Below are 25,477 nucleotides of genomic sequence, written 5' to 3'. Positions count from 1 at the left end.
AGAGTGCAGGTAGAATATGACAAAGCGCTACGAGAAAGACGCTGACGCGGTGGCAAAACTTTCGCCCGAGCAGTACCGGGTGACACAGGAAAATGGCACCGAACGCCCCTTCACCGGCGCGTACAACGACCACAAGGAAGCCGGGCTTTATGTCGACATCGTATCGGGCGAGCCGCTGTTCACCTCGTTCGACAAATTTGAATCGGGTTGTGGCTGGCCGAGTTTCACGCGGCCAGTCGACGGCGAGAATGTCCGTGAGCTGCGCGACACCACGCACGGCATGATCCGCACTGAAGTGCGGTCCTCGCACGGTGACAGCCATCTCGGCCACGTCTTCCCGGATGGGCCCGCCGATCAAGGCGGCTTGCGGTATTGTATCAACTCGGCGTCGCTGCGTTTCATACCGATTGCTGATCTAGAAGCCGAAGGTTACGGCGAATACGTCAAGTTGTTCGAGAAAGCGCAAGACTGACGCCGCCACCTGCGAGACTCCGCTTGCCAGCGCAGCGCAGTAGCGGCTTTATGCGGCCAATGCCTGCCGACATCCCCCAGATCGAGGACGTTCTCAGCGAATTGCCGCGCCTGCTGGCCGCCGGTAACACTCACGGTGCGCGCGACCGCGTGCTGGCAGCCCTCGAAACCACGCCGGAACACCCGGGGCTCAATGCGTTTGCGGCCTTCATCTGCGATCGCCTCGGCGATCGCGCACCCGCCATCCTCCATGCACGCAAGGCCGCGCAGGCGGGCGCAAGTGCACCGCGGCCAGTTGCACAGGCAGCCAATCTGCTGGCCCGTTTCCGGCTGTTCGATGAAGCGCTGACCGCCGCAAGGACCATCGCTCCAACGGATATCCGTGACCCCGTGATCGCCGATCAACTCGGAGCCGCCTACACGGCATGCGGCGCCCATCACGAAGCCGAGCGCGCGTATGCGAAACTTGTTGCGCTGGTCCCGCACGATCCGCGATGCCGATTCAACCTAGCCGCAGCCCAGCGCTTTAACGGACGACGCGAAGACGCCGCAGCCAACCTCGATCGCGTGACGGCCGCCGATCCGCTTCACGCGGAGGCCTGGTATGCGCGCGCGCTCGTTGAGAAGGCCTTGCACGATAACAATCGGATCGACAGGCTCCGGCAAATCGGCAGCGATCCGCGCTTCGGCCTGCAGGACGCGGCGGCCATCCACTATGCCCTTGGCAAGGAGCTCGAGGATCTCGGAAATTGGGCCGAGGCATTCTCGGCCTGGTCGCGGGGTGCCGAAGCCATGCGCCGGGCGCGGCCCTACCGGATTCAGCCCGAACTGGACGCGATGGCGGAGACCGCGCGACTCTGGCCGAAAAGCGAGAGGGTTCCGGAACGCGCCCCGCTGACCCCGGTTTTCATCGTCAGCCTTCCGCGCGCGGGCTCGACGCTCGTCGACCGCATCCTGTCATCTCATCCGGAAATCGCATCGGTCGGGGAAACCGAGGATTTCATTGTCAGTTTACTGGACGAACCGGCGCTCGCCGCAGCGCGCGACCCGGTCGGACTTGCGCGGCTGACGCCGCGGATCGATCTCGCCGCTGTCGGGCAGCGATATCGCGATACGCTCACGAGACGTGGTCATAGCCAAGGCGTTGTCATCGACAAGACACCAACGAATTTCCTTTACGCTGGCCTGATCGCGGAAGCACTCCCTGAAGCACGTATCATCCATGTCGACCGGCAACCGATGGATGCCGCACTGGCGACTTTCAAGACATTGTTTCGCGATCGGTATCACTGGTCCTATGACCTGACCGATATTGCCGATTACATCGCGGCCAAGAACAGCTTGATGACTCACTGGGAAGCCGGCTGGCCCGAGCACATTTTGCACGTCAGCTACGAGACTGTAGTCCGCGAAACCGAGACAATAGCCAAACAGCTCGTCGCTTTCCTCGGCCTCGAATGGGATCCCGCTTGCCTTGATTTCACAAGCCAGGCAGCGCCCGTATCAACCGCCAGCGCAGATCAGGTTCGCGAGCCGGTGCACGACCGTTCGATCGATCACTGGCTCGATTTCGAGAATCAGCTGGCACCGGTAGCCGAACGACTGGCCGCCGTCCGGATTGGCTAGCTTTCACCCGGCTCCAGCGGCCCTTCAACGTGTGTCCGGGGATTCTGGCAGAGATCGTGTACGAGATAACCCAGTTCGTCACCAGCCGAATTGATAATCGTCTCCTCGCTCAGGCACGCATGGCCGTCATCGATCGGGACGCGCGTGAAAATGGTCCGTCCCTCATTGAGATGAACCTCCGTGATATCAAGTTCGCGCACGGACGCCAGCCGGCGGTCCTCATTGACGATGATGCATTCGAAGCGTTGGTGGTCAGCGCGCAAGACCCGAACCGCGGTGTTGTCCGGCGTTGGAGAATAAGCGTCGACAGCGGCCAGCGCGTTGGGAACTTCGTCGAGACAGATCTGTATCGCGTCGAAACGCGTCAGCAGATCCCGGCTCCAGTCCCACTGGCCGCCGGTTTCCCGCGCACAGCCTTCATAGATGGTGCCATTGACGCGTATAGAGGTAAAAAACCCTCTTTCCACGCCCATGCTGTCAATACACGGGCCGGCTTGGTAAGCGGCAGAAATGCGCTCGCCGTCAGCATCCGACGACACAAACCGCCGGTAGCCGTGAACCAGATGATCAGACGCTTGCCGCAAATCGGCCTGGAGAGGCGTCTCGTCGGCCGCGATGAGCGAAAATCGGGCGTGGATTTCACCGTTGAACTCATAAAACTCGGCACTGGATCGCCAGTAAGGTTGCTCGCCGCTGGCTTGCATCACATAGGGCGTATCCGGTCGCGTGCCCGCAAACGCCGAACCGATGGCGGGATAGACGAAACCGCTCACGACGGTTGCTTCTGTACTCCTTCCGCCACCCGCATCGCGAGTTAAGCTAGCGTCTGCCGGAACGGGCGACATCGACGAAACCATGTCCTCGCCCGACAAGCCTTGAGGTGTCGAAGCGCAAGCCGCCAACACGAGACCGCCGGCAGCCATGATTACAAGACTTCGAAACATGATCGCCCCCACTTTCTCGTTTGCGGTGGAATATACAGGCAATCTCGCACAGCGCGAAGCATCCGCGTTTATGGTTTGCTAACCACGCCTGAAAACCGAATCTTTTCCTTGTTGAGGCATGATCAGCGACTGTTGATTACCTTCAGGGCGAACATCATGTCAGATCGGCCGCATCAAAATCCGTCATTCTCGCCTGCCAACGACGTATCGCCAGGCTTCGCCGGGCTCGAAATGGGGCGGGGCCGGCGCGATGCCGACAAGAGCGAGGACCTGCGGCGTGTGCCGCCATCGAACAGGATTGACCGCGCAACGCTTAGCCGCGCCCTGCAACTGGTCGACCTGTGCGTGATGGCCGCTCTGGTCATTTCGGCCTTCATGAATTTTGGCGCTCATTTCTGGCCGCTGCTGGTGTTTCTGGGAACGGCTTTCGTCTTGTTCCGCGCGACCGGCGTGTATCGCATACGCGCCCGCCAGTCAGCCTGGCGTCATCTGGCCACGAGCATCATTTCGCTGGGCGTTGCGGGCACTGCGTCTATCCTTCTGGTACAATTCTCCGACATCCTGCTATCTCGCGAGGCCGCCCTCCAGGCGGGCGTCGGCGTAGCGGCCTTCTTCGTGATCCACGCCGTCTACGCATTCTTCATCGAATACTGGGCCAGCCAGGGCCGACTGGCTGCGAACGCCGTCGTGGTCGGCGCGACCGCCAATGCGCGTCGCCTGATCGAGGCCAACACCCGTAGCCGAGTCCTCAACATTCTTGGCGTTTTCGACGATCGCCGCTCGCGCAGCCCGTCAGCTCTCGCCGGAACGCCCTATCTGGGATCGGTCAATGACCTCGTCGGGTGGCCTTATCTGCACGAAGTCGATCGCATCATCATCACGGTCACCCCGCATGCCGTTCAACGCGTGCAAACCTTGCTTTCGCGTCTGTCTGCCTTGCCGCAACCTGTCTGCCTGATCCTCGACTTCGAGCATTTCAATACCAAGAACCAATCGCTTAAGGATATTGCCAACTCACCGGCCGCCCGCCTGTCCGGCACATCGGCTTCACCGGGCTGGGTGATCGCAAAGCGCCTTCAGGACCTGGTCATCGGCACGCTGATGTTTACCGCAGCACTTCCCGTCATGGCAGTGTTGGCCTTGTTGATAAGGCTGGATTCACCCGGTCCGATCCTGTTTCGGCAGAAACGCGAAGGATTCAACGGCAAGCCGATCGAAATTCTCAAATTCCGGTCAATGCGTAACGACCCGCTGCCCGATAAAGGCACCGTCCGTCAGGTCGAGCGCGACGATCCGCGTGTCACCCGAATCGGTCGGTTTATCCGCCGGACATCGCTGGACGAGCTGCCGCAGCTCTGGAACGTGCTGAAAGGCGAGATGTCGCTTGTCGGCCCGCGCCCGCATGCTCCATCGATGAGGACCGGCGGTGCTCTCACCTCCAGTCTCGTGGCCGAGTACGCGCATCGCCACCGTGTGAAGCCGGGTCTGACCGGCTGGGCGCAGGTTAATGGCTCGCGCGGCCCGCTGCATACGCCCGAGGCGGCACGCGAGCGCATCCGTTACGACGTCGAATACATTTCACGCGCCAGCCTGTGGTTCGATTTCTGGATCATGCTGCGCACCGGGCCCGCCCTGCTCGGCGACAAGATCAACGTCCGCTAGGGACGGATCGTGTTCCGCGACCAGTGCTGGCGCAAGACAGCCAGAATCGGCGCGTCAGCCAAGCGCGATGAATTCGCGGGATCAGACCCAAGCAAAGGGTTCCAGGCGTTCTCGACGCGCTCGTATTCGTGCCAGCCACTCGGCCAGTGAAATATCGCCGAATTGGCACCCGACGCCTCAAGTGATCTCAGCCGGACATCGAGAAAGCGATCAGCTTGCGGCACCCACCGCCGGACGCCGAATTCGCCCACGGCCCAGCGGCGCGCTGCTGGCGGAGCGATTTCGGCGTCCTGCAAATTTAATGTCGCAGAATTTTCGGGCCCGGCATGCGTGTAATCGTAGGGCGTATAGTCGTGAAGAAACAGAACGGCGTTCGGAACGGTTTCGAGCGGCAGCTCCGATGCAAAACTCCGGTTCGCATATCCATCCGGGCTAATCAGAATGGGAGTTGTGCTGTCCTCGTCGCGGATAGCCGCTGCAAGGCGTAACGCGAACCGCGGCCAATCGAATTGCGACCTGATATGGCTCGCATTGGGCTCGACCATCGGGACATAACCGGCGACGCCTTGATGGCCCGCAAAAAGGCGCGCGGTGTAGCGCCACATGTCGGCCCATGCGCGCTGCATTTCCGGTGCTTGCCAAACCCGTTCATCGATCATGAAGGCCGGAAACCAATCGTCCGGATTGTCCCGGTGGAAAGTGAACTCCGATCGCCCCGGCCCGGTTCTGAAACCGATCACCGTGAAAAGGCCCTGCGCGGTGCAGCGATCAACCAGCGCGACAAGCCAGTTGGCAATCTGCGGGTCCGGTTCGAAGGGTTCGGATTCGCGAAACAGGCCGGGACACGACAAAACCACTAGGTTCGCACCGGCATCGGCGAGCTCGTGCAACGAAGAATCGCTGACCGGTGCACCAACCGGGCCGGGGCCCAGGAATGTGACGCCGTCGATCTCCGGGTAAACGCGGCGCTGTGGTAAGACCGCGCCACGCAAATGCGGTCCCGTGGCATTGTTCCAGAGTTCGATCTTCGGCCTTGGCGCGCTACGTTGGCCGCTCAGCAGCAAGGCAGACGCTCCGCCAATCAGAACCCCTCGCCGGTCAGTGCCTTCTACCATGCGTAGAATGCCGCCAGCTTGTCGGCCCTGCGCATGGCGCGGCGCGGCAAGCTGCCGAGGCTGCCAATCGGCAGTTTTTCCATGCCACCGGCCAGTGTGTCGGCAGCTTCCCGCAGCATTGCCGGAGCCGATTTCGTCATCACAGACCCGGTCCAGAGCGGCATCTGGTACGATCCCAGATCGGCCTTGAAACGGTAATCGCCTGGCCCGAGGTCGACACCACTCTTGCCCTGATCAGCAGCACACCTGATCATTTCCATCAGCAGAAGAATGCCCGGGCTTAAGCGGCTATGTTGCGGATTATAAACCGGAAACCAGTAATGGGTCAGACGCTCGCTTGTCATGCCGATATGGATCGCTGCAACCTTGTTATTGATCGTCAGGGTCGAGCAGAGCCCTTCGAAGCGGTCGCTCTTGCGCCGTAAAATCGCTGCCACCAGCTGCCGCGTCCAGCCAACCGAAAATACGTCGAACACCTTCGTTTGACGGTATTGGGCCCGTTTCATGTCAATCATCTGGGCGAGGTTCTCTGGCGTCTTGTCGTCCATCCGGAACTCGAAGCCGCCCTCTTCAGCTTCAAGCCTACGGAAGCGCGAACGATAGTTTCGCATCGCGCTCGAACTCAGTTTTTTCCGATCGGCCATGTAGGCATCGAAACCGTTCGACACGTTGCAAATCCATGCCCCGTCGCGACAGACGCCGTAATCCCGCCAATTCTGTCCAATCCCTGTTGCGCTGTGGAATTCGAACAGCGGAACGCCGGCGGCTTGCAGATAGGCTCGCGGATCCGCCTCGCCGTCGTCCGGCACGATCAATCCGTGAACATCTCCCAACGGACCGGCAAGCGGCCTTGCATAACCAATGCGGCCCAGTTGCAATGGCAGGAACCCGCTGATCTGCCCGCCCGTCCGGCCGACGATGATGCGCGTATCGCTGCGCACCTCTTCACAGCACTCCGCGAATTCGAGCCTGAAATACGGGCTCGCGAGCGCCCCGTTGTCATCGGTGAAAGCGATCCACGCCCCGCGCTCCTCTGGCGTTAACTCGCTTGGACGCTTGAGCTCGGCAGTCAGGCGGTGCATGGCGGTGATCCTTTGACCCTCCGTGCAAACTTACAGCACCAGGGTTGAATATTCGTTTCACTGCGGCGCTCCGCGTTCACGGCATTTTAGAAGGTTTGCGGCACGCTTCCGGCGTCAATTCGGAGTCGGCGTCCGCATGCTAGGCAAACATATTCTCGGATACCTGCCGGTACAATTGGCGCGCGGGCTCGTCGGATTCGGCGGCGTTGCGGTTCTCACGCGGCTGATGCCGGCGGAAATGTACGGCCAGTATGCCCTGGCGCTGGCGGCCATGCACATCACGGCAATGGCTGTTCATACGTGGCTCGACGCGTCCGTTGCCCGTTTTCACGCCCGTGCCGCGGAACGCGGCAGCCTGCCGACGCACTTGATGACGATCTATTCCACCTATGCCCTCGTATCGGTCGGTATCATTGCATTGGGAACGATCGGCCTGGCCCTTGCCCCCTTCTCAGCCACGATGAAAACCGCGCTTGGTTTCGGCCTCGCTGCGCTCACGCTGCGCTCGGCGCTGGCCATCGGTCTGGAGACACGCCGGGCAGCGGGCCAGGTCGCCAGCTATTCCGTGTTCGAAACGCTGAACACGCTCGGCGGATTTGCTTTCGGCATCGGCATTCTCATGGCCACGCCACTCGGCGCTGCCGGACCGATTGCCGGAATGGCGCTGGCCAGCCTCATCACGCTATTTTTCGAGTTCCCAGCCCAGATCCGCCAGGCAGTAGGCGGTAAGCCTCGCAAGCGCCGCGCTTCCGTCTATTTCGCCTACGGGCTGCCCGTATCGGTGTCTCTTGTATTCGAACACTTGCTGTCGGCGGGTGACCGCTTCCTGATTGCCGGATTTCTCGACGAAGCCGCAGTGGGCATCTACGCTGCTGGCTACGGCCTTGCCGATCGGACCATCGACATTCTCTTCATCTGGCTCGGCGCAGCAGCCACACCGCTGATGATCCGAGCCATTGAACGTGACGGCGAAGCCGCCGCGCGGGAAGTCGCCGGCCAGTCGGCCCGTGTCATGGGGTTGCTCGGTTTTCCAGCAGCCGTCGGACTGGCCCTGGTCGCGACTCCCCTCGCCGCCGTCATGGTCGGCGCAGATTTCCGGGAAGGTGCTGCAACGATCCTGCCCTGGATCGCTGTCGCCGGCCTGATGAATGGCTTGATGACCTACTATTTCCACGAAGCCTTCATTTTGCGACGCAAAACCCGCTGGATGGCCGGCATCATGGCCGCTGCCGCCCTGTTCAATCTCGCGCTGAACATCGTCTTGCTGCCGCTGTTCGGCATTGCCGGCGCAGCAGCGGCCACCGTAATTGCCTATGCGGCCGGGCTTGTCGCGTGTGCGCTCGTCGGCCACCAGCTCTTCCCGCTACCTCTGCCATGGCTGGACTGGGCAAAAGCGCTGGCGGCCACCGCCGGCATGGCACTCGTTGTGATCCTGTTGCCGGTCACCGGCCCGGCTTTCCTTGTCCTGATTGCAAAATCCACAGCCGGGTTTGCGGCCTATGCCGGACTCGCCCTGGCAATGAACATCGCCGGGTGCCGCAGCTGGCTCCGTATTGCGCACGGCTGGCTGCAACCGTCGGAGGCCGTGACATGAGCGAATACGCCGATTTCTCCAACACGGCCGCGTGCACGTCATTCTCGCCCACTCTGTCTATCCTGATCCCCTTTTATCGCGACGATCCGCGGCCGCTGCTCATGGATCTCGTCGACGAGGTGTCGGCGGGCGAACTGCCAGTCGAAATCGTCTTGTTCGATGATGGCGAACCCGACCCTGCACTCAATGTTGCCGTCAGCGATGCTGTCGCCGCGCTGCCGGTCCCAATTCGCCTTCTGACCGCGCGGCGAAATGTCGGACGCGCAAACGGTCGGAACCGGCTGGCCGGTGCAGCGATTGCAGATTGGTTGCTGTTTTTGGATGCAGACATGACCGTGGCGCCTGGCTTTTTGCGCGGTTGGCTGGATCTCATCGAGACAAGAGAATTCGACGTGGCCTTCGGCGGGTATACTGCCGATCCCGTTACCTGTCCCGCGCACCGCCTGCATGCGGCTTTGGCGCGCTCCAGTGACGAGAATTCTGCGGCCTTACGTCAGCGGACCGGCGCCTCGGCGGTTTGCACGAGCAATCTGCTGGTTCGCGCCGAACTGATGCGCCGGACGCCGTTCGACGAACATTTTACCGGCTGGGGCTGGGAAGATGTCGACTGGGCAGTGCGCGCAGATCAGTGCGGCGAACTGGTCCATGTTGATCACCCTGCAGGCCATGCCGGCTGGCAAACTGCCGACATTCTGCTGCGGCGATTCAAGGATGCCGCGCAGAATTACGCGAGGCTGCTGGACAAACATCCCGAACTCGCACACCTGCCCAGTGCAAGGGCTGCACGCTTCCTTCGCGCAGTTCCCGGTCAGGCATTGCTGCGCGGCGTCTGGGCCTTGATGGCACGGACGCCGATTGCGCCGATGAGAGCGCGCACCACCGCATTGAAGCTGTGGCGCGCCAGCTGGGCGGCAGAGGCGCTACGTTCATGACAGACGCCACCTACATTCCATCCAGCGGCCTGGCCGGAAAATGGCGGCGCCTGTCGGCTCGCCTTTTCGAGCGCGATCCCTTGCGCCTCGCCACCGGAAAGCTGACGGTTTCTTTCACGTTCGACGATTTTCCAAAATCTGCGGTCGAAAATGGCGCCAGCGAACTCGAACGGCATGGCTGGCGCGGCACCTGGTATGCCGCTGCCGGTTTTGCAGGCGGTGAAAACCACCACGGGGCGTTATTCGACGCCACGGACATCAAGCGACTTGTCGAAGCGGGACACGAAATCGCCTGTCACACGCATAGTCACCTCGATATTGCCGCTGCGAGCCTGGCGACCGTAGAGGCCGAAATCGACGAGAACCAGGCGGCGCTTGCGGCTATGGGATATCGTGGCAGCTTGCCGGCCTTCGCCTATCCTTTCGGTGAGGCGACGCCACGCGCGAAACGGGCGCTTTCAGCGCGGTATGAAACGCTGCGCGGAGTGCAACCGGGCATCAATCGGTCCGGTGACGACCGTCACCTTTTGAAGGCAGTAGGGATCGACGGTGGCGAAGCTGGCATTGCGCGCGCCCTTTCCTTTATTGAAGACGGCCAGAATACACCGGGTTGGCTCATTTTCTTCGCGCATGACATTTGCACCGAACCCACGCCATGGGGCTGCACGCCCCAGCAATTCCGCGAGGTTTGCGATGCGGTGGCCCGCAGCGGTGCCGACGTGATGCCGGTGACCGAGGCTTACCGAAGCCTGGTTCGCGAATAGCGGCGCGGCATGGCGAGCCGGGCGGCGGTCGCAACGTACAGCACCCAGCTGATCGCATTGCGCTGCACAAGATTGCTTTCGGAGATGCTTATCAGCGCGATCAACACGAAGAAAACGATCGCCCAATAGGCTTCCGGGCCTCTAAATAACCGGCCAAACGCCCGCGCCAGGCTCGCCAGGAGCGAAATCAACATCAAGACGACGCCGGGGATACCGACAGCCAACACCAGTTCCAGCCAACCGTTGTGCGCTGTTGGCACGTCCCATTGCGTGCGCTGGCGCACCCAGAAAGCCGGTCCGTAGTCTCCGCTCCAGAACGCGCCGTAGCCGAACCCTGTCCAGGGCCGGTCTTCGACCTGCTCGGCGAGGATGATCCAGATGTCGGTGCGTCCGGTAAGCGTGGCGTCACGCCCCATCGCCTCGATGACGGTTACCGGCGCCACCGACAGGATCAGGCCGCCGACAAACACAACCAGCCCCCCACCGCACAGGATCAGGGCGGCGAATCCGAACCCGCGCCGTACGAGATGGATCGCGCCACAGCCGGAAAGCGACAACAGCATGGCCAGGAGGGCCGTTTTCGAAGTCGACATCAAAACCATGGCGGCCATGAAGGTCGCCAGCCCCCACCAGATCCGGCGATGCGACGGCTGGCAAGCCGAAGCCGCAATCGCCGCTGCCGTGCCGAACGCCATCATTGCGCCAAGCGTGTTCTTCTCCCAGAAAATGCCGCGCCAGGCTCCGGAATGAACATCATGATGCACACCCATAGCGGGATATCCCAGCGCCATCGCCGCACTGAGCAGGGCAATGATCGCGAATACCGCCGCAAAGAGCGGGATCAATTCGTCCCAATCGAACCTTGCGGCCAGTGCAATTCCGATAAGCGTTGTCATGACGAGCGCAAATCCGCGCCGCAGGGTCAGTCCGGAATCGACCGACCAGACAAACGACGCCAGACACAGAGCCGATAGCAGCAGAATAACCGGTACTCGCCACATCAGGTCGAGCGTGCGGGTCGGCGAACTGACGAGCCATAAAAGGGTCAGCGCATAGATCGGCAGCCACATGGCGCGCAACAAGGCAGAACTGTCGGGATCGCCATCGGCCGCCAGAAGCGGCCCCAGCAATCCTTGCGACAACAAGAAAAGCAAGGTCCCGGCAATCAGGAATTCTAGCGGACGCAATAGATTGAGCGACGGTGCCGAACGCACCGCATGAATATGACCGGCAAGGCTGGTCAAGCCGCCTGCCGTATCGGTCGTGCCCGGTTACAGACGATTCCGGCGACCACCCCGCCCCGCCGTTCGATCGCCTCACGTCGCGCCTCGATCGCGCGCTCGCTCCAGTGCTGATCGTCAGCAACCAGGATGACACCATCGGTATCGCCGACAAGCGGCAGGATGGCCCGCCCCGCGCCGGGCGCATCAATCACGGCGAGGTCGATACTGCCGCGCACTGCCTTCCAGTAGGTCGGCGAATGTCCGAATTCCAGTCGCTCGATCGCACCGCGTGCCCGTTGGAATTCGGTCACATAGAGATGGCGACCGGCCGGTTTCGCAACCAGTCGTGCCCTGGAGGCGTCCGGCTGGGCATACCAGAATGGCGGGCGCCCGAAGGAGGCATCGAAAGCCTTGCTGTCCGGTGGACACAGCGCCTTTGCCTGACCGTTCCGGGCGAAGTCCATGTCAAACAGCCACACACCGCGGCGTGATCGTGGAGCGGCCGTGCGGGCAAACTCCCGCGCAATCGTGGATGTTCCTGCATTCCTGCTTGCACCGAGAAACATCAGGACGCGACCCTTGCCGCCGGGGCGCGCAATGGGCTCAAGCTGGTCGACCAGCGTTCGCATTTCCAAGGACAGATCAACCATCGAATCGCCACGAATCATTGTTGGGGGGCAGGATTCCCCGTGACCGGTTAACGACGACCCAACGCCGCCCCTCTTTGCGGCATCCGGATCAGGACCGGGATCCCGGCAACCTGGGACGGCATCGGAACAGGCTCGTGGCTCACAGCCTCCGCCGCAGCCTGGTCTCGCGGAAGCGGTCGGCCGGAAGCGTGCGGGCTGACATGGTTGATCCAGTAACCGCGCAACAAGCCGAGCAACATTGCAGCGCCGGCAGCGAAAACAAACGAAGCGGCGATTCCCAGCTTTTTCAGCGACGACCCTTCCGGTGGTGCATAGGCGCGCTCCACGATCCGTACGGCATCTGCACTTCCCGGTGCCAGCGATTGCCGGGCTTCCGCCTCAGCCTGCTGAGTTGCCAGCCCGGTCGCAGCGGTTTCGGTCGCCGCGACATCCTGAGCCAGCCGACGATATTCCGGTGCAAGATCCCGCAATCTCTGGACCTCCTGCTGGGCAGCTCGCCATTGCCGGCGCAATGTCGCCGCGAGGGTGGTCTGGCTGCTTGCCCGGACTTCCTGGCGCATCTGTTCCTCGACCAGAGCACTGCGGACTTCATTGACGCCCGTGCGTGTGTTGCCGAGTCCCGCGACACCGCCGCCGGTGATGAATTCCTCGAGCTCCGCGATCTCGCGATTGATAGCGACAACAGCGGGAGCCGTTTCCAGATAGCGGGCCAACAAGCGCTCGCGTTCCAGTCGCAGCTCGGCGAGCTGATTCTCGGCGCTGCTTTCGACATAGAGTTCGATCGTCTCGGGCATGCCAGCAATTCGGGCCTGGAGCGCTGATGCCGCCGAGGACGCCGCCTGCGCTTCGGACTGTGCCGTCAGCAACTGTGTTTGCAGCGCCGACACCCGCGCGATCGCCGCTTCACGATCGGCTTCATAATCCGTGATGTCGTTTTCCTGCAGGAACTGGTCGAGCGCAGCCAGGGCAATGCCGTGAGCCGTATCGGCCTGGACCCGGCGCTCGGAAATTCCCGACGCCCCGTCCCCGGTCAACACCACCTGACGATACGCGATATATGCATCGATGATGGCATTCAACGTCTGCTCGGAGCGCGCCGGGTCATCGCCCTCCACCACCGGTATCAGGACCGATGCGTTGGGAGATCGTTCGACAGAAAAGCTTTGGCGCAGGGCCCGCAGGGCTTGCGCCTCGGTGCCGCCCGCAGGCAGCACACCTGCCGGGCCGATCACATCGAGCGCGCGACGGCGCACCGTTTCAGAGTTGAGGATTTCCGCTTCCGACTGCAACACCTGCTCAAGAATGAAACCGTCGCCGGAACCGGCTGCACCGGGTGTCAGATCTTCATCATCCAGAAGCACCAGCAGGCGCGCTCGTGCCTCGTAACTGCGATCAAGCATCAAGATCGAGGCTGAGGCTCCGAACGCAAACAGCAACAGAAACACGACAAGGATAATGACGCGCTGCGACCAGACCATTTCGATCAGGTCAAACAGGTCCAGCGACCGCCGGTTCTCCCCCTCGGGACCCGGCGGAGCAGGCGGCGATTGGCCCGATCCTGAATACGCACGACTCATGTGAATGAGAGAAGCGGCGGTCGGTTTAATTTTTCATTATCCGAACCGCGAAAGGTTGTGAAACAGGTAAGGTTCAATTGGCGGGTCGGTCATGACGCGTATTCTGCTTCTCATTGCGGCTTTCTCTCTCGCGGCCTGCGGTAGCGTCCGCAGCGGCGGCGGGTCATTCAATCGCAGCTCGCATCAGCCCGATTATTATGCCTGGACGGAAACGCCCGGCACACCGAATTCCACGGCGCCATCTGGCTGGGGCGATATCGCCTTCGTGGAATGGCGCGATGCCGATCCGGCCTTCCGGCTGTTTCCCGGAGACACGGTCGATGTCACGGTTCACACCGCTACCGAACTGAGCCGGACGGCGACCGTCGGACCGGACGGCCGGGTCAACCTGCCGCTCGCGGGGCGGGTCATGGTCGGAGGACGCACGGATTTCGAAGCGGCCAGCGTGATTGCCGATGCTTATACACAAACTCTTCGGGATCCGATTGTAGAGGTGACAGCAACGGATTTCGGGCCACAGAACATAATTGTCGGGGGACAGGTCAACTCGCCGGGCATGTATCCGATGCCATCACGCATCGGCGCGCTGGAGGCCGTCATTCTGGCCGGCGGTTTCCGCGACACGGCGGCCCGCGGTGATGTGGTCGTCCTGCGTCGTGCACCAAGCGGCGACGGCTTGATGATGCGGACCGTGGATCTTCACCGTGCGCTTCGCGGCGAAGGCAGCGGCGACGCCTTCGTCCTACAGCGTCACGATATCGTATTCGTGCCGCGCTCGACGATCGCCGAGATCACGTTGTTCATCGAACAGTATGTCTACGGCATTCTGCCGCTCGACCAGGCTTTCTCGTTCGCGATCGCAGACGCCATCAACGACAACAGATAGACGGGTCGGACTAGTGGCGCGTGGCAAGCCAGTCGCGCGCCGCACGTTGCGCAGCCGCAATCTGCGAGCGATCCATCTCGTCAGAGATTTCCTGCCGGTAGTATTTCGCAGCGTCACAGCCCATCAGCGTCGCCAGATTGAACCATTTGTGCGCTTCGACGTAATCGATCGTGCCGCCCTGGCCCGTCGAATACAAAATGCCCAGCTTGCAGAGATCATCGCCCGTCGGATCCACATTGACCGCGTCGTGCGCCTGCGCTGTTTCCACATCAGTGAAAGCCATTTTGGCCCCCATCTTTTTTTGGCCTTCGCGCCCCGGCTTTGCCGTTGTGACGCATGAAGGCGTTCCACCCAATGCCCCGGCTTTTTGGCCTCGGACAATTTCGAGATTCACCGCAGGGAGTTCCCATAACGTTAAGAAAAGTCAGGGTTAATCGAATTATTTGGTTTATTTTCGTTAGGAATACTTGAGATCGATTAAGCGGTCTGAATCAGGCCTGAAGGCAAGGCGACGCCCCTAACGGATAGGGGGGCATCCATTAGGAAACGTCATCAAACCCTTACAAACGCGTCCTTCAACCTGCCTGACGGGACTTGCGATGATCGGCAGTCGATTTAAAGACAGGGAAGCGAGCAGGAAGGCCGATGACCGAACAGATCATTCCCCCGGTGTCGATGACACTGGACGAAACCGACCCGGACGTATTTGCCGCAGAACTGGGCGAGGAATTCCGTCGCTTTGGATTTGCTGTGATTTCGGACCACGGGATCGACCAGAAAGTCATCGACGAAGCTCTGGATCGCGCAAAGGCGTTTTTCGACCTCCCGGTCGAAACCAAGCTCAAATATCATGTTGACGGCGGTGCAGGTCAGCGCGGCTACACCGCGTTCGGCCGGGAAGCGGCGAAGGGCGCCAAGCAGATCGATTTGAAAGAATTCTGGCATGTCGGCCGCGACCTGCCGCCCGGGCATCCCCATGCCGGTACGATGCGCGAAAATCTCTCTCCGGAAGAAATCGAGGACTGGCACGCAGTAAAGCGCCTGTATGACGCACTCGACAAATTGGGCATCCGCCTGTTGCGGGCGGTCGCGCGTGATCTCGATCTCGACGAGCACTTCTTCGATGACTCTGTCAAGGACGGGAATTCCATCCTGCGGCTGCTGCACTATCCGGCACAGGAGAGCGCCGTGCCCGAAGGCTCCATCCGGGCAGCTGCGCATGAGGACATCAACACGATCACACTGCTGCTCGGGGCGGAGGAAGCCGGGCTGCAAGTGATCGACCGTCGAAGCGGCGACTGGATCGACATCAATCCGCCCCCCGGCTGTCTTGTCATCAATGTCGGCGACATGCTGCAGCGGATAACCAATAATGTTTTGCCCTCTACGACCCACAGAGTGGTCAATCCAAGCCCCGAGCGGCAGAAATATCCGCGGTATTCAGTGCCCTTTTTCCTGCATTTCCGTCCGGATTATGAGATCAAGACGCTGGCGAGCTGTGTATCCGAGGACAATCCGGATCAGTATCCCGAGCCGATTACGGCACAGGAATACCTGTTGCAGCGCCTGCGTGAAATCCGCCTTCTATGATCGGCGATCCGTCCACATGGCTGGGCCGGCTGTCTCGATCGGCTTACCGTTCGAGCGGTACATGGCGACGGTTCTGGCCGGTCAGTACGCACCTTATGAATTTCGATCGATTGCCGGGCTCCGGCTGCGGCGGCGTGCTCACGCCGGATTCGGGAACCTGCCGGACGCTTCCACCATGGATGTGCCGCAATTCGCAGCGCTCGCCTGGTTGACGGAAACCTACACGCTTCGAAAGGTTGCACGCGATACCGGGAGCCGCTGGCAGCACATCGACTTTGACGCTTTCCTCGCGGATCCGGTACCGCATCTGGCTGCCCTCTCGGACCATTTTGGCCTCGGTGCGGCGCCCGACCGGATCGAAGCGGCGGTAAACAGCCCGGCAATGACCCGATATTCAAAAGCCCCCGAGCACAATTATTCCACCGGTCTGCGACAGCAAGTCATTGCACAATCGGTTCAACAGCATGGACCAGCGATTCGCGAAGCCCGCACTTGGGCCGAAGGCTAGATTTCCCGGGAGAGCGAACTCTCCGCCATGATTCCCGCACTCGACTGATCAACGCATCGCGGAAATGATAGGAAAATCCAGCCACGGCTGGCATTCACGGATCAGCTAGACGATCCGCTCTTGTGGCAAGAATTTCGGGTTACGCAAAAGCGCTGCAGAGACGAGCGAGATCAGCAGACCGACGGGCAAGATTTCCGACATCGTCACTGGCAGGCGGAACCACCAGTTCCGATACAAGTCCGTCATCTCCTGCATCTGCTCTCGAAACACGGCGATTTCCGATTCACCGATACCGGCCGTTTCCATGGCCGCAACTTCCACGGCCATGTAGTTGGCCAACCATTCATATCCCGTGACCGCGAGATAGGCCTCCCAGGCTGCAACATAAAACACGCTGGCAAGTGCTGAGACGAGAAGACCGAGTCCCAGTGCCGGCCAGAACTTGATGACGCCGCCCTTCTCCACATCGCGGTACCGTTTCACAGCGACGAACACGAAGGACAACGCGATCAGCATCGAAAGATAGCCGGACAAGTGCGCTATGACACCAGTCTCACCGGCAAACAGGATCGCGCCTGCAACCAGAAGCGTGCCAACAATAATGCCGGCGATCGAACCGAAGATCAGAACATAACGAAGCATGACATTTTCCCTCGCGGGCTCCCTTTTGGATTTCACCGGCATGAGGGACCAGAAATTTCGCAGACCCGCATCACCCGTTCGGGTGAAATCGTCCTTTTCACCCGTCAGGGGGAGGAATCAGGGACAGCATTCGCGCCTTCTCGATCGCAGCGATGCGACCGGATACGTCCAGTTTCGAGTATAGGCTGGCAATATGGGATTTGACCGTGTTCGGGGACAATCCGAGTTGGCGCGCGATCTCCTTGTTCGGATCGCCTGCGCTCAGTGCGGCCAATACTTCAACTTCACGCCGCGTAATGCCCAGCGAAACGACGGCTTTCTGGTTCAGAAGGAATGATGATGCCCTCGGACGGCGCGTCAGGGCAACGGCCAGCCACGCCCCCAGCCCGGCAAAGACCAGCGCGATGATCGTGATGAATATCTCGATCCCGAAACGGCGCGCAAAGAATTGGTACTGGATCCACTCGAGGACAAATGCGCCAACCGCCAGGCAGGCCGCAAAGATGAGCACGGTGCGCCACATGGGCACACAGTGTCATCTCAGGCGCACGGTGAAAAGTCGTGATGTATAACGCGCAGAAACGTGAGGATGTGTTCCCGGTCCGCGCTGGCCGGTGCCATCAAGTTGCCGCCGCGAAGATCAGATAGCCGCCACCCACGATGACGACAGCTGCAACGAGCGAGATCAAAAGCGTGTGCTCCTGCCAACGCTTTCCCACGCCCTGTCGGGCTTCGGTTTTTTCGATACGTTCTCTCATAATTATAGCTCCTTTCAATGAAAGGAACGGACGTAGCCCGGATTTGTTTCAATCGGCCGCAGCCAATCAGCAGTCATGGTCAGGATGCTGGCGGCTCGTTGCGCGTGCCAGAGCAGCGCCTTCGGGATCATCGTCTTCCGTCGTGCCGAAATTGGGCAATTCCGAAAGGCGGCTCATCTGCGGAAGCTTGCTTTCCATGCTCAATTCGAAGGCCAGCGGAATGCTCGCCGGATCGTCAAACGCACCGATGGACAGCGATATGTGCTCGCCGCCTTCGCGTAGGAAGAAAAGCGGCGTGCCGCACATCTGGCAGAATCCACGCTTGATGCCTTGAGAGCTTTCAAATGCCGCCGGCTCGCCGCACGTCCACTCGAAATCGTCCCAAAAGACGCCGACCAGCGCCGCGAAGAAATTGCCATACGCCTTCTGGCACATCCGGCAATGACAGAGATGCGGATTGTCGCGCAACCCGTTTGCACGAAACCGGATCGCGCCGCACTGGCATCCCCCGGTCCGTACGATGTCATCCAGCTTGTCCAATCAGCCAATCCCGAGTTTCTTGCGGAGAATTTCGTTCACCGCCTTCGGATTGGCCTTGCCCTGCATGGCCTTCATCACCTGGCCGACGAACCAGCCCATTGCCTTCGGCTTTTCCTTCACCTGCGCGGCCTGGTCGGGGTTATCAGCGATCAGCTGGTCGATCACAGCCTCGATCGCGCCGGTATCGGTCACCTGTTCCAGGCCGCGGTCTTCGACGATCTGCTTCGGGCTTCCGCCTTCGCTCCACGCAATCTCGAACACGTCCTTGGCAATCTTGCCGGAAATGACATCGCTTGAAATCAGATCAATCAGCTCGCCCAGCTGCTGAGCCGAGACCGGGCTGTTCGAGATATCCATGCCTTCCTTGTTGAGCCGACCGAACAATTCATTGTTCACCCAGTTCGCGGCCAGCTTGGCATCACGCCCGTCTGCAACGGTCTCGAAATAATCCGCCCGATCCTTGTCAGCTGCCAGAACCGAGGCATCGTATTCGCTCAGTCCCAGCTCGGCGACGAAACGCTTGCGCTTGTCTGCCGGCAGCTCGGGCAGCTCTGCCTTGATCTCAGCTATGCGTTCGGCCGGGATTTCCAACGGCAAAAGGTCCGGGCACGGGAAGTAGCGATAATCATGTGCTTCTTCCTTCGAACGCATGGACCGCGTCACGCCCTTGTTGGCGTCGAACAGGCGGGTCTGTTGTTCGACTTTGCCGCCCTCCTCCACGAGCTCGATCTGACGCCGCGCCTCGTATTCGATGGCTTGCATGATAAAGCGCATCGAATTGACGTTCTTGATCTCGCAGCGCGTGCCGAGATGGCTGAAATCGTCGGTTTCGCGGAATTTCTCGTAGGCGCCGGGTTTGCAGATCGAGACGTTCACATCGGCCCGCATTTGTCCCTTTTCCATGTCGCCGCCGCAGGTGCCGAGATAGCGAACGATTGTCCGCAGCGTTTTCATGTAGGCCGCCGCCTCTTCCGGCGAGCGTATATGTGGACGCGACACGATTTCCATCAGCGCGACGCCCGACCGGTTGAGGTCGACATAGGTCGCGTTCGGATCGAGATCATGGATCGACTTGCCGGCATCCTGTTCGAGGTGCAGGCGCTCGATACCCACGACGAACAGCGAACCATCATCGCGTTCGCACTCGATCTCGCCTTCGCCGACAACCGGGAATTCGAACTGGCTGATCTGATAGCCCTGCGGCAGATCCGGATAGAAATAATTCTTCCGGTCAAAGCGCGAATACTCATTGATCTTCGCGTTCAGACCCAGCCCAGTGCGTACCGCCTGCTCGACGCAATAGGCATTGATCACAGGCAACATGCCCGGCATCGCCGCATCGACAAGGCTGACCTGGGTGTTGGGCGCGGCGCCGTATTCCGTCGCCGATCCGGAGAACAGTTTCGAATTCGACGCGACCTGGGCATGGACCTCCATGCCGATCACGATTTCCCAGTCGCCGGTCACGCCCGGCAGTGTGTATTTGTGTTCGCTCATTCCTGTTCCCCAGTTTGAGCTGAATCATTTTCCTGATTTGCCGCGACCACGATCCGCCACGCCGCCTGCACGAAGGATCCGAAGATCACGCCGGCAATACCGAGGCAAAGCGCGACGATGCCGATGACCAGCCCGTTGGCGATCTCGATACGTCCGGTCATCAGGAGCGCGCCGATCACGGCCAGCAGGCCGCCGACAAGGATGGCCGGTCGTGCGAAGCGCAGGACGGGATGCGGAGTCACCACCATTTCTCCGGCTTGTGATTAAATGCGGCCGCGTCTTCCAGCGCCGCGCCAACAGAGAACATGGTCGCTTCATCCAGCGCCGGCGTGATCACCTGCAGGCCCAAAGGCAGGCCGGACGCGTCCAGCCCGGCCGGCACGGACATCGCCGGCACGCCGGCAATGTTCGCGGTCACCGTGAAAATGTCGTTGAGATACATTGCGATCGGATCATCCGACTTGGCACCCAGTTCAAAGGCCGCCGACGGCGTCGATGGCGTCAGCAGCGCATCGCAATGAAGGAACGCCTTCTCGAAATCCTCGAGAATGCGGCGACGCACCTTGAGTGCCTTGAGGTAATACGCGTCGTAATAACCCGCCGACAGCACATAAGTGCCCATCAGCACACGGCGCTGGACCTCGTCACCGAAGCCCTCAGCGCGCGATTTCTCATACGTGTCGGTCAGGTCCTTGCCTTCGACCCGCAGCCCGAAGCGCATGCCGTCATAGCGCGCAAGATTGGACGAGGCTTCGGCCGGATTGATGATGTAATAGGTCGGCAACGCATACTTCGTATGAGGCAACGAGACATCGACGATCTCGCAACCGGCGACCTTGAGCCAGTCTACGCCCTTTTGCCACAGCGCCTCGATCTCTTCCGGCATCCCGTCCATGCGGTATTCGCGTGGCACACCGATGCGTTTGCCCTTCACAGACGCCGAAGCCGCCGCGATCCAGTCCGGCACATCCAGCGGTAGCGACGTCGATTCTTTCGGATCATGCCCGGACATTGCCTGCATCAGGAAGGCAGCATCCTTGACCGTCTTCGCGAACGGGCCGGGATGGTCCAGCGACGAGGCAAACGCCACCGCGCCCCAGCGCGAGGCGCGGCCATATGTGCCTTTCACGCCGACGGTTCCTGTGAACGCTGCCGGCTGCCTGATGGAACCGCCGGTATCGGTGCCGGTGGCCCCATAGGCAATGTCAGCGGCCACGGCAGCTGCCGATCCGCCGGACGATCCACCGGGCGTCAACTGGGCGTCCGATCCCTTGGCGCGCCAGGGATTGATGACATTGCCGACATAGGACGTCTCGTTCGACGAGCCCATGGCGAACTCGTCCATGTTCGTCTTGCCGAGAAAGACACCGCCTTCTGCCCAGAGCTTGGTGGTGACCGTTGATTCATATGGCGGCTTGAACTCGTCGAGAATATGCGAGCACGCCGTGGTCGACACACCCTCGACCGCAAACAAATCCTTCACGGCGATCGGCGCGCCCTCGATCAGCCCACCCTCGCCCTTCGCCAGCTTGTCGTCCGACGCCTTGGCCATGGCCAGTGTCTTGTCGTGATCGAATGCGGTGAAAGCGTTCAGCTTGGCCTGCGAGGCTTCAGCAGCGTCCAGCGCGGCCGTCGCCACGTCGGTCGCGGAGAGCTCGCGCGCTTTCAGCTTTGCGGTGATGTCGGCAAGCGACAGGGCGAGGAAGTCGGTCATGACCCGGTGGCCTCTTCAGCTGGCAGGGCGTATTCGAAATAGATATTCTGTTCGCTTTCCGGCGGATAATCGCCAAAGGCGGAGCGGCGCTGATAGCCCGCGCTTTCATAAAGCGCGATCGCGGCGGACTGGTAGGACCCGGTTTCGAGCCGGACAATTTCGTAGCCATGCTGCATCGCGCTTTCATGCGCAGCTTTCAAAAGCGCGTGTGCGATCCCCTTGCCGCGATGTTCCGGCAAAACGAACATGCGCTTGATCTCGGCGTAATCCTTCACGCGGCGCAGCGCGATGGTGCCTATCTTCTCGCCGCCAAAGGTCTCCGCCAGGAAGAAATCGGTCGTCTTGTCGGCAAGTTCTTCTGGCGAAACAGGGAAATTGTTCTCGTCGTCATAATGACCGGCGAGCTCGGCATCGAGTGCCGCAATCAATGTGCGCGCCTCGTCACCCAGGGGATCAGCATATCGGACGATAACACCCATTACTCGACGCTCTTGGGCACCACGAAGAAGCCTTCCTCGGATCTTGGCGCATTGGCCAGTACCTTGTCTCGGATTCCGCCGTCAGAAACGACGTCCTCGCGCTGCGGCAGGGCAAATTTCACGGGCGTTGTCATCGGTTCGACCCCGTCCGTATCGACCTCGTTGAGCTGTTCGATCCAGTCGAGAATCCCGTTCAGCTCGCCGGTCAGCGCGGTCAGCCGGTCGCTCGGCTCGGCAATCCGCGCGAGGCGCGAAATACGCTTCACATCGTCTTCGGTGACGGCCATGGCATTCGCCCCAATGCTTGGAAAGACTCCAGAAAGCGCCTGACTAGCAATGCGCGTTGTGCGGTGCAAGAAAGCTTGACTGAATTTCGTCGCGGGCGCACCCAGAACGCCATGTCCGACGCCGTCCCTATTCCCGCGGAAGGCCCGCTGCTCGCGCTTGATCCCGGCGAGAAGACGATCGGCGTTGCGGTCTCCAATGCTGAACGCACCGTCATCACCCCGGTTGAAACCGTTCGGCGCAAGAAGTTTACCGCCGATGCCGCGCGTATTCTCGCTCTTTTCGACGAATTCAACTGCACCGGCCTCGTCATCGGCTGGCCGATCAATATGGACGGCTCGGTCGGGCCGCGGGCCCAGTCGGCGCGCGCGCTCGGCACCAATCTCAAGCGCCTGCGTGATCTGCCGATCCATTACCAGGATGAACGCCTCTCCTCCGACAAGGCCGAGGACCGCCTGCGCGCCGCCGGCAAGAAACGCGACGAGATCGAACGCGTCATCGACGCCCATGCTGCTGCTATCATCCTCGAAGACGCCGTCGAGGCACTGCGCGCATGAACCCGATCCTTGGAGCGCTGCTGCCGATTTTCGCGGTTATCGGTGTCGGCTGGGCGCTGCGCCGTTCCGGCCTGATTCCGGCCGAACAATGGCCGGCGATTTCGCGTCTGGCCTATGTCGGTCTGTCGCCGGCCCTCCTCTTCTCGGTCATCTCGCGCGCCGATCTCGAAGCGCTGAGCGTCGCCCCGGCCGTGCTTGCAGCCGCGCTCGGCTTCCTTTCCATGGGCCTGCTAGTGATCGTACTGAAACCTTTGATCCCGGCGGACGGCCCGGCCTTCACCAGCATTTTCCAGGGCGCGGTGCGTTGGAACGGGCTGGTCATCCTCGCCCTCGCCACCCTCTCCTTCGGGCTCGACGGCGAAGTGCTGGTCTCGCTCATCATGGTCGTCACCATTCCGATCGTGAACATCATGGCCGTTACCGTTCTTACAATCTGGGGCACGAGCGACAAAAAGCCGGACGCAAAAGCCATGCTCTGGCGGATCATTTCCAACCCGCTCATCCTCGGTTGTCTCGCCGGCGGCGTCGCGAATGTCTTTGGCTGGTTCCAGTCGGGACCGATCGCCGACGTGCTCGCCCTTATGGGCCGCGCTGCGTTGCCGTTAATCCTGCTGGCCGTTGGCGCGGCGCTGGATTTCTCGGCGCTGAACGCACGTCGGCATCTGCTGGCGATATCGGTGACGCTTAAACTGATCATCGCCCCGCTGGTCTTCGGTGGGCTCGCCTGGACATTCGGTGTGCGCGGCGAAGCGCTTGCCATTGTTGTCCTGGTCGGCGCTTCGCCGGGCGCGGCCAGTGCCTATGTGCTGGCGCAGCAGCTCGGCGGCGACCGGCGGCTGACAGCTGGCGATGTCACGGCTTCAACACTGTTTTCGCTGGTGACCCTGCCAGTCGCAGTCTGGATCGCAACGCAACTCGGCTAGAGGCAAACCCGCTCGCCCTCGCGCGCGATGCGGAAACCACGCGCCAGGACGTCCTGTGTTTCCGCACTGTCCTCAAAGCGGATCGGATTCGTGTGGTTGTAATGGATGAACCGGATCCGCTGGCGGACCTCCGCCGGCTGATCCTGGAACAAATCCATCGTTTCAGCGACGCGCGGATGCGGAATGGCGCTCATGTCGCGGCCTGGCAATTCATGGTCGTCGAAGAAGGTCGCATCGACATAGACGATTTCATTCTCGGCCACGATATCCTCGATGCGCGTGTCCCATTCCGCCCAGCGATCAATGTCCGGAATGAAGATGACCGACAGGTTCGGCCCGTCGATCTTGAAACCTGCCGTTTCGGCGTATTCGCGGCGATGCGGTACCTCGAAAGCGGTAACACCGAGGTTCGGCGTGAGTGCAACGCGCTGCTCCGCCATCATCACCTGCAGGTCGATATTTTCATAACGGACCAGCTGGTCCCAGGGCCCGTTGGACCTCAGGAAGTTCGCCATCATCGGCAGTGAGTAGACAGGCGCCGCCTCGGCGCTCATCGATTCGAAGCCGAGTAACATCAATCCGGTATAGTGACCGATATGGGCATGAGTCAGGAATATCCCGTCCGGTGCACCCGACAAGTCTGCCTGCGCATTCAGATCATGTAATTGCGTGCGGAAATCCGGCGTCGCCTCGAACAGATAGCGGGTCCCGGCCTGGCGATCGATCACGCCCAGCGAAACAACGCGGCGGCGCAGGCCGTCATCCGCCCATGCCGGATCGTCCTGGACATTCACCTGTGGGACGCCGCCATCCTGCGCAACCCCCAGCACGACCAACTCCACATCGCATTGGGGCATAGCAACAGCCTGAAGCAAGGCACCGGCCAGCATATCAATCATCTCAATCCACCCCGATTTTTTCGCTGCGATATTCCATCAATGCCACATCGCGCCATTCGCCGGCCTTGGGCCCGTAGCCCATCTTTCCGAGCCGATGACGTACACCCACCCTGCGATAGCCACACTTTTCATGCAGTCGGATCGAGGCAGCGTTCTCGACGAAAACCCCGGCATTAAGGGTCCAAATCCCCTCCGCCTCGGCTGCCTGAATGAAAGCCGTCAGGAGCGCTTCGCCAACACCTCGCCCGCGCGCCGTCGCGCGGACATAGACTGTGCCCTCGGCCACACCGCCGTAAACGCAACGATCGGAGACCCCCGACGCCGCTGCCCAGCCGACAATTTCGCCGCCAATCTCTGCCACGAGTCTCGGCCGCTTCAGGCGTTTGGTATCGAATCCTGCCCAGTCCGGGGGCTCCGCCTCAAACGTCGCATGCCCGGTTGCGATGCCCTCGGCATAGATCGCCAGCACGGCATCCACGTCAGCCGCCGTCATCTCGCGGATTTCCATGGGCTTCTCCACACCGGCCGCGCGCACAATGCTTGCGATCAACCGACTCTC

Annotated in this window: 29 protein-coding genes; 11 read left to right on the top strand and 18 right to left on the bottom strand. The window is 61.0% G+C overall.

All coding sequences use genetic code 11. The annotated features are described in order from the left end of the window. The first annotated feature begins 16 nt into the window (after positions 1 to 16). Positions 17 to 472: a peptide-methionine (R)-S-oxide reductase MsrB gene (gene msrB, locus ACOOFN_RS12990; RefSeq protein ID WP_420432159.1), complete on the top strand. Its 456-nt coding sequence runs from the start codon at positions 17 to 19 to the stop codon at positions 470 to 472. Between the two features lie 59 nt (positions 473 to 531). Beyond that, positions 532 to 2,097 (top strand): tetratricopeptide repeat-containing sulfotransferase family protein, encoded by a 1,566-nt coding sequence (locus ACOOFN_RS12985; protein WP_420432157.1) that lies wholly within the window; start codon positions 532 to 534, stop codon positions 2,095 to 2,097. Here the strand turns inward: ACOOFN_RS12985 and ACOOFN_RS12980 are convergent. Further along, positions 2,094 to 3,041, bottom strand: a complete 948-nt coding sequence (locus ACOOFN_RS12980) for a hypothetical protein (RefSeq protein WP_420432155.1) — start codon at positions 3,039 to 3,041, stop codon at positions 2,094 to 2,096. The two genes, ACOOFN_RS12985 and ACOOFN_RS12980, sit on opposite strands and share 4 nt — an antisense overlap. 156 nt (positions 3,042 to 3,197) lie before the next feature. Between ACOOFN_RS12980 and ACOOFN_RS12975 the strand changes: the two genes are divergently transcribed. Beyond that, positions 3,198 to 4,703 carry an exopolysaccharide biosynthesis polyprenyl glycosylphosphotransferase gene (locus tag ACOOFN_RS12975; protein WP_420432153.1) on the top strand — a complete coding sequence of 502 codons (1,506 nt, stop codon included), beginning with the start codon at positions 3,198 to 3,200 and terminating at the stop codon, positions 4,701 to 4,703. On the opposite strand, the gene ACOOFN_RS12970 is transcribed toward ACOOFN_RS12975, so the two are convergent. Together ACOOFN_RS12970 and ACOOFN_RS12965 are read right to left on the bottom strand one after the other, a co-directional pair. Continuing rightward, positions 4,700 to 5,818 (bottom strand): glycoside hydrolase family 5 protein, encoded by a 1,119-nt coding sequence (locus ACOOFN_RS12970; RefSeq protein ID WP_420432151.1) that lies wholly within the window; start codon positions 5,816 to 5,818, stop codon positions 4,700 to 4,702. The genes ACOOFN_RS12975 and ACOOFN_RS12970 overlap by 4 nt on opposite strands. Then, positions 5,812 to 6,900, bottom strand: coding sequence for a GNAT family N-acetyltransferase (locus ACOOFN_RS12965; RefSeq protein ID WP_420432149.1), 1,089 nt, complete (start codon positions 6,898 to 6,900; stop codon positions 5,812 to 5,814). The genes ACOOFN_RS12970 and ACOOFN_RS12965 overlap by 7 nt, the downstream gene beginning before the upstream one ends. 136 nt (positions 6,901 to 7,036) lie before the next feature. Here ACOOFN_RS12965 and ACOOFN_RS12960 point away from each other — a divergent pair, with 136 nt between their 5' ends. The 3 genes from ACOOFN_RS12960 to ACOOFN_RS12950 are packed head-to-tail and all read left to right on the top strand — an operon-like array spanning position 7,037 to position 10,190. Beyond that, positions 7,037 to 8,494 (top strand): lipopolysaccharide biosynthesis protein, encoded by a 1,458-nt coding sequence (locus ACOOFN_RS12960; protein WP_420432147.1) that lies wholly within the window; start codon positions 7,037 to 7,039, stop codon positions 8,492 to 8,494. After that, positions 8,491 to 9,426 carry a glycosyltransferase family 2 protein gene (locus ACOOFN_RS12955; protein WP_420432145.1) on the top strand — a complete coding sequence of 312 codons (936 nt, stop codon included), beginning with the start codon at positions 8,491 to 8,493 and terminating at the stop codon, positions 9,424 to 9,426. The genes ACOOFN_RS12960 and ACOOFN_RS12955 overlap by 4 nt, the downstream gene beginning before the upstream one ends. Beyond that, complete coding sequence (locus ACOOFN_RS12950; RefSeq protein WP_420432143.1) at positions 9,423 to 10,190, top strand: polysaccharide deacetylase family protein; 768 nt, start codon at positions 9,423 to 9,425, stop codon at positions 10,188 to 10,190. The genes ACOOFN_RS12955 and ACOOFN_RS12950 overlap by 4 nt, the downstream gene beginning before the upstream one ends. Here the strand turns inward: ACOOFN_RS12950 and ACOOFN_RS12945 are convergent. The 3 genes from ACOOFN_RS12945 to ACOOFN_RS12935 form a co-directional block, all read right to left on the bottom strand. Beyond that, positions 10,166 to 11,434: an O-antigen ligase family protein gene (locus ACOOFN_RS12945; protein ID WP_420432141.1), complete on the bottom strand. Its 1,269-nt coding sequence runs from the start codon at positions 11,432 to 11,434 to the stop codon at positions 10,166 to 10,168. The two genes, ACOOFN_RS12950 and ACOOFN_RS12945, sit on opposite strands and share 25 nt — an antisense overlap. Then, positions 11,431 to 12,042 (bottom strand): hypothetical protein, encoded by a 612-nt coding sequence (locus tag ACOOFN_RS12940; RefSeq protein WP_420432139.1) that lies wholly within the window; start codon positions 12,040 to 12,042, stop codon positions 11,431 to 11,433. The genes ACOOFN_RS12945 and ACOOFN_RS12940 overlap by 4 nt, the downstream gene beginning before the upstream one ends. Positions 12,043 to 12,110: 68 nt before the next feature. Further along, complete coding sequence (locus tag ACOOFN_RS12935) at positions 12,111 to 13,640, bottom strand: GumC family protein (RefSeq protein ID WP_420432137.1); 1,530 nt, start codon at positions 13,638 to 13,640, stop codon at positions 12,111 to 12,113. 91 nt (positions 13,641 to 13,731) lie between these two features. On the opposite strand from ACOOFN_RS12935, the gene ACOOFN_RS12930 reads away from it, so the two are divergent. Next, entirely contained in the window at positions 13,732 to 14,526 is a 795-nt protein-coding gene (locus tag ACOOFN_RS12930; protein ID WP_420432135.1) for a polysaccharide biosynthesis/export family protein, read from the top strand. Positions 14,527 to 14,536: 10 nt separating this feature from the next. On the opposite strand, the gene ACOOFN_RS12925 is transcribed toward ACOOFN_RS12930, so the two are convergent. Next, on the bottom strand, positions 14,537 to 14,809 hold the full coding sequence (locus ACOOFN_RS12925; RefSeq protein ID WP_420432133.1) for a hypothetical protein: 273 nt from the start codon (positions 14,807 to 14,809) through the stop codon (positions 14,537 to 14,539). A 362-nt stretch (positions 14,810 to 15,171) separates the two neighbouring features. On the opposite strand from ACOOFN_RS12925, the gene ACOOFN_RS12920 reads away from it, so the two are divergent. Then, complete coding sequence (locus ACOOFN_RS12920; protein WP_420432131.1) at positions 15,172 to 16,116, top strand: isopenicillin N synthase family dioxygenase; 945 nt, start codon at positions 15,172 to 15,174, stop codon at positions 16,114 to 16,116. A gap of 16 nt (positions 16,117 to 16,132) precedes the next feature. Beyond that, positions 16,133 to 16,624, top strand: a complete 492-nt coding sequence (locus tag ACOOFN_RS12915; RefSeq protein ID WP_420432129.1) for a hypothetical protein — start codon at positions 16,133 to 16,135, stop codon at positions 16,622 to 16,624. A 105-nt stretch (positions 16,625 to 16,729) separates the two neighbouring features. Here the strand turns inward: ACOOFN_RS12915 and ACOOFN_RS12910 are convergent, their stop codons facing one another. The 9 genes from ACOOFN_RS12910 to gatC form a co-directional block, all read right to left on the bottom strand. After that, positions 16,730 to 17,266, bottom strand: a complete 537-nt coding sequence (locus tag ACOOFN_RS12910) for a DUF4199 domain-containing protein (protein WP_420432127.1) — start codon at positions 17,264 to 17,266, stop codon at positions 16,730 to 16,732. A gap of 97 nt (positions 17,267 to 17,363) precedes the next feature. Next, positions 17,364 to 17,789 carry a response regulator transcription factor gene (locus ACOOFN_RS12905; RefSeq protein WP_420432125.1) on the bottom strand — a complete coding sequence of 142 codons (426 nt, stop codon included), beginning with the start codon at positions 17,787 to 17,789 and terminating at the stop codon, positions 17,364 to 17,366. Positions 17,790 to 17,886: 97 nt separating this feature from the next. Continuing rightward, positions 17,887 to 18,024, bottom strand: a complete 138-nt coding sequence (locus ACOOFN_RS12900) for a hypothetical protein (RefSeq protein ID WP_420432123.1) — start codon at positions 18,022 to 18,024, stop codon at positions 17,887 to 17,889. A 66-nt stretch (positions 18,025 to 18,090) separates the two neighbouring features. Then, entirely contained in the window at positions 18,091 to 18,564 is a 474-nt protein-coding gene (locus tag ACOOFN_RS12895; RefSeq protein ID WP_420432121.1) for a GFA family protein, read from the bottom strand. After that, on the bottom strand, positions 18,565 to 20,061 hold the full coding sequence (gatB, locus tag ACOOFN_RS12890) for an Asp-tRNA(Asn)/Glu-tRNA(Gln) amidotransferase subunit GatB (RefSeq protein WP_420432119.1): 1,497 nt from the start codon (positions 20,059 to 20,061) through the stop codon (positions 18,565 to 18,567). Then, positions 20,058 to 20,303 (bottom strand): hypothetical protein, encoded by a 246-nt coding sequence (locus ACOOFN_RS12885; RefSeq protein WP_420432117.1) that lies wholly within the window; start codon positions 20,301 to 20,303, stop codon positions 20,058 to 20,060. The genes gatB and ACOOFN_RS12885 overlap by 4 nt, the downstream gene beginning before the upstream one ends. Further along, the gene (gatA, locus tag ACOOFN_RS12880; RefSeq protein ID WP_420435073.1) at positions 20,300 to 21,757 is read right to left on the bottom strand and encodes an Asp-tRNA(Asn)/Glu-tRNA(Gln) amidotransferase subunit GatA; all 1,458 of its coding nucleotides are present in this window, start codon (positions 21,755 to 21,757) and stop codon (positions 20,300 to 20,302) included. Before gatA ends, ACOOFN_RS12885 begins: the two co-directional genes overlap by 4 nt. 14 nt (positions 21,758 to 21,771) lie before the next feature. Next, a complete protein-coding gene (locus ACOOFN_RS12875; RefSeq protein WP_420432115.1) occupies positions 21,772 to 22,254 on the bottom strand; it encodes a GNAT family N-acetyltransferase in 483 nt (160 codons plus the stop codon). Beyond that, on the bottom strand, positions 22,254 to 22,541 hold the full coding sequence (gene gatC / locus ACOOFN_RS12870) for an Asp-tRNA(Asn)/Glu-tRNA(Gln) amidotransferase subunit GatC (RefSeq protein ID WP_420432113.1): 288 nt from the start codon (positions 22,539 to 22,541) through the stop codon (positions 22,254 to 22,256). The genes ACOOFN_RS12875 and gatC overlap by 1 nt, the downstream gene beginning before the upstream one ends. Before the next feature lie 111 nt (positions 22,542 to 22,652). Between gatC and ruvX the strand changes: the two genes are divergently transcribed. Together ruvX and ACOOFN_RS12860 are read left to right on the top strand one after the other, a co-directional pair. After that, entirely contained in the window at positions 22,653 to 23,096 is a 444-nt protein-coding gene (ruvX, locus tag ACOOFN_RS12865) for a Holliday junction resolvase RuvX (protein WP_420432111.1), read from the top strand. Continuing rightward, complete coding sequence (locus tag ACOOFN_RS12860) at positions 23,093 to 24,019, top strand: AEC family transporter (RefSeq protein WP_420432109.1); 927 nt, start codon at positions 23,093 to 23,095, stop codon at positions 24,017 to 24,019. The genes ruvX and ACOOFN_RS12860 overlap by 4 nt, the downstream gene beginning before the upstream one ends. Here the strand turns inward: ACOOFN_RS12860 and ACOOFN_RS12855 are convergent. Both ACOOFN_RS12855 and ACOOFN_RS12850 read right to left on the bottom strand, forming a co-directional pair. Then, entirely contained in the window at positions 24,016 to 24,918 is a 903-nt protein-coding gene (locus ACOOFN_RS12855; protein ID WP_420432107.1) for an MBL fold metallo-hydrolase, read from the bottom strand. The genes ACOOFN_RS12860 and ACOOFN_RS12855 overlap by 4 nt on opposite strands. Position 24,919: 1 nt before the next feature. Next, complete coding sequence (locus ACOOFN_RS12850) at positions 24,920 to 25,468, bottom strand: GNAT family N-acetyltransferase (RefSeq protein WP_420432105.1); 549 nt, start codon at positions 25,466 to 25,468, stop codon at positions 24,920 to 24,922. Positions 25,469 to 25,477: the final 9 nt, after the last annotated feature.

Source organism: Hyphobacterium sp. (assembly GCF_965217055.1).
In the GTDB taxonomy this organism is placed as follows: domain Bacteria; phylum Pseudomonadota; class Alphaproteobacteria; order Caulobacterales; family Maricaulaceae; genus Hyphobacterium.
This window is presented reverse-complemented; position numbering and strand designations above follow the sequence as displayed.

Bases quoted from the DNA above. Each gene is read 5' to 3' on its own strand.
- ACOOFN_RS12980 (WP_420432155.1), bottom strand. From the start codon at position 3,041: ATGTTTCGAAGTCTTGTAATCATGGCTGCCGGCGGTCTCGTGTTGGCG.
- msrB (WP_420432159.1), top strand. From the start codon at position 17: ATGACAAAGCGCTACGAGAAAGACGCTGACGCGGTGGCAAAACTTTCG.
- ACOOFN_RS12905 (WP_420432125.1), bottom strand. From the start codon at position 17,789: ATGTGGCGCACCGTGCTCATCTTTGCGGCCTGCCTGGCGGTTGGCGCA.
- ACOOFN_RS12860 (WP_420432109.1), top strand. From the start codon at position 23,093: ATGAACCCGATCCTTGGAGCGCTGCTGCCGATTTTCGCGGTTATCGGT.
- gatC (WP_420432113.1), bottom strand. From the start codon at position 22,541: ATGGCCGTCACCGAAGACGATGTGAAGCGTATTTCGCGCCTCGCGCGG.
- ACOOFN_RS12925 (WP_420432133.1), bottom strand. From the start codon at position 14,809: ATGGCTTTCACTGATGTGGAAACAGCGCAGGCGCACGACGCGGTCAAT.
- ACOOFN_RS12910 (WP_420432127.1), bottom strand. From the start codon at position 17,266: ATGCTTCGTTATGTTCTGATCTTCGGTTCGATCGCCGGCATTATTGTT.
- ACOOFN_RS12935 (WP_420432137.1), bottom strand. From the start codon at position 13,640: ATGAGTCGTGCGTATTCAGGATCGGGCCAATCGCCGCCTGCTCCGCCG.
- ACOOFN_RS12940 (WP_420432139.1), bottom strand. From the start codon at position 12,042: ATGCGAACGCTGGTCGACCAGCTTGAGCCCATTGCGCGCCCCGGCGGC.
- ACOOFN_RS12975 (WP_420432153.1), top strand. From the start codon at position 3,198: ATGTCAGATCGGCCGCATCAAAATCCGTCATTCTCGCCTGCCAACGAC.
- ACOOFN_RS12930 (WP_420432135.1), top strand. From the start codon at position 13,732: ATGACGCGTATTCTGCTTCTCATTGCGGCTTTCTCTCTCGCGGCCTGC.
- gatB (WP_420432119.1), bottom strand. From the start codon at position 20,061: ATGAGCGAACACAAATACACACTGCCGGGCGTGACCGGCGACTGGGAA.
- ACOOFN_RS12955 (WP_420432145.1), top strand. From the start codon at position 8,491: ATGAGCGAATACGCCGATTTCTCCAACACGGCCGCGTGCACGTCATTC.
- ACOOFN_RS12970 (WP_420432151.1), bottom strand. From the start codon at position 5,818: ATGGTAGAAGGCACTGACCGGCGAGGGGTTCTGATTGGCGGAGCGTCT.
- ACOOFN_RS12960 (WP_420432147.1), top strand. From the start codon at position 7,037: ATGCTAGGCAAACATATTCTCGGATACCTGCCGGTACAATTGGCGCGC.
- ACOOFN_RS12985 (WP_420432157.1), top strand. From the start codon at position 532: ATGCCTGCCGACATCCCCCAGATCGAGGACGTTCTCAGCGAATTGCCG.
- ACOOFN_RS12915 (WP_420432129.1), top strand. From the start codon at position 16,133: ATGGCTGGGCCGGCTGTCTCGATCGGCTTACCGTTCGAGCGGTACATG.
- ruvX (WP_420432111.1), top strand. From the start codon at position 22,653: ATGTCCGACGCCGTCCCTATTCCCGCGGAAGGCCCGCTGCTCGCGCTT.
- ACOOFN_RS12950 (WP_420432143.1), top strand. From the start codon at position 9,423: ATGACAGACGCCACCTACATTCCATCCAGCGGCCTGGCCGGAAAATGG.
- ACOOFN_RS12900 (WP_420432123.1), bottom strand. From the start codon at position 18,024: ATGAGAGAACGTATCGAAAAAACCGAAGCCCGACAGGGCGTGGGAAAG.
- ACOOFN_RS12875 (WP_420432115.1), bottom strand. From the start codon at position 22,254: ATGGGTGTTATCGTCCGATATGCTGATCCCCTGGGTGACGAGGCGCGC.
- ACOOFN_RS12920 (WP_420432131.1), top strand. From the start codon at position 15,172: ATGACCGAACAGATCATTCCCCCGGTGTCGATGACACTGGACGAAACC.
- ACOOFN_RS12855 (WP_420432107.1), bottom strand. From the start codon at position 24,918: ATGATTGATATGCTGGCCGGTGCCTTGCTTCAGGCTGTTGCTATGCCC.
- ACOOFN_RS12965 (WP_420432149.1), bottom strand. From the start codon at position 6,900: ATGCACCGCCTGACTGCCGAGCTCAAGCGTCCAAGCGAGTTAACGCCA.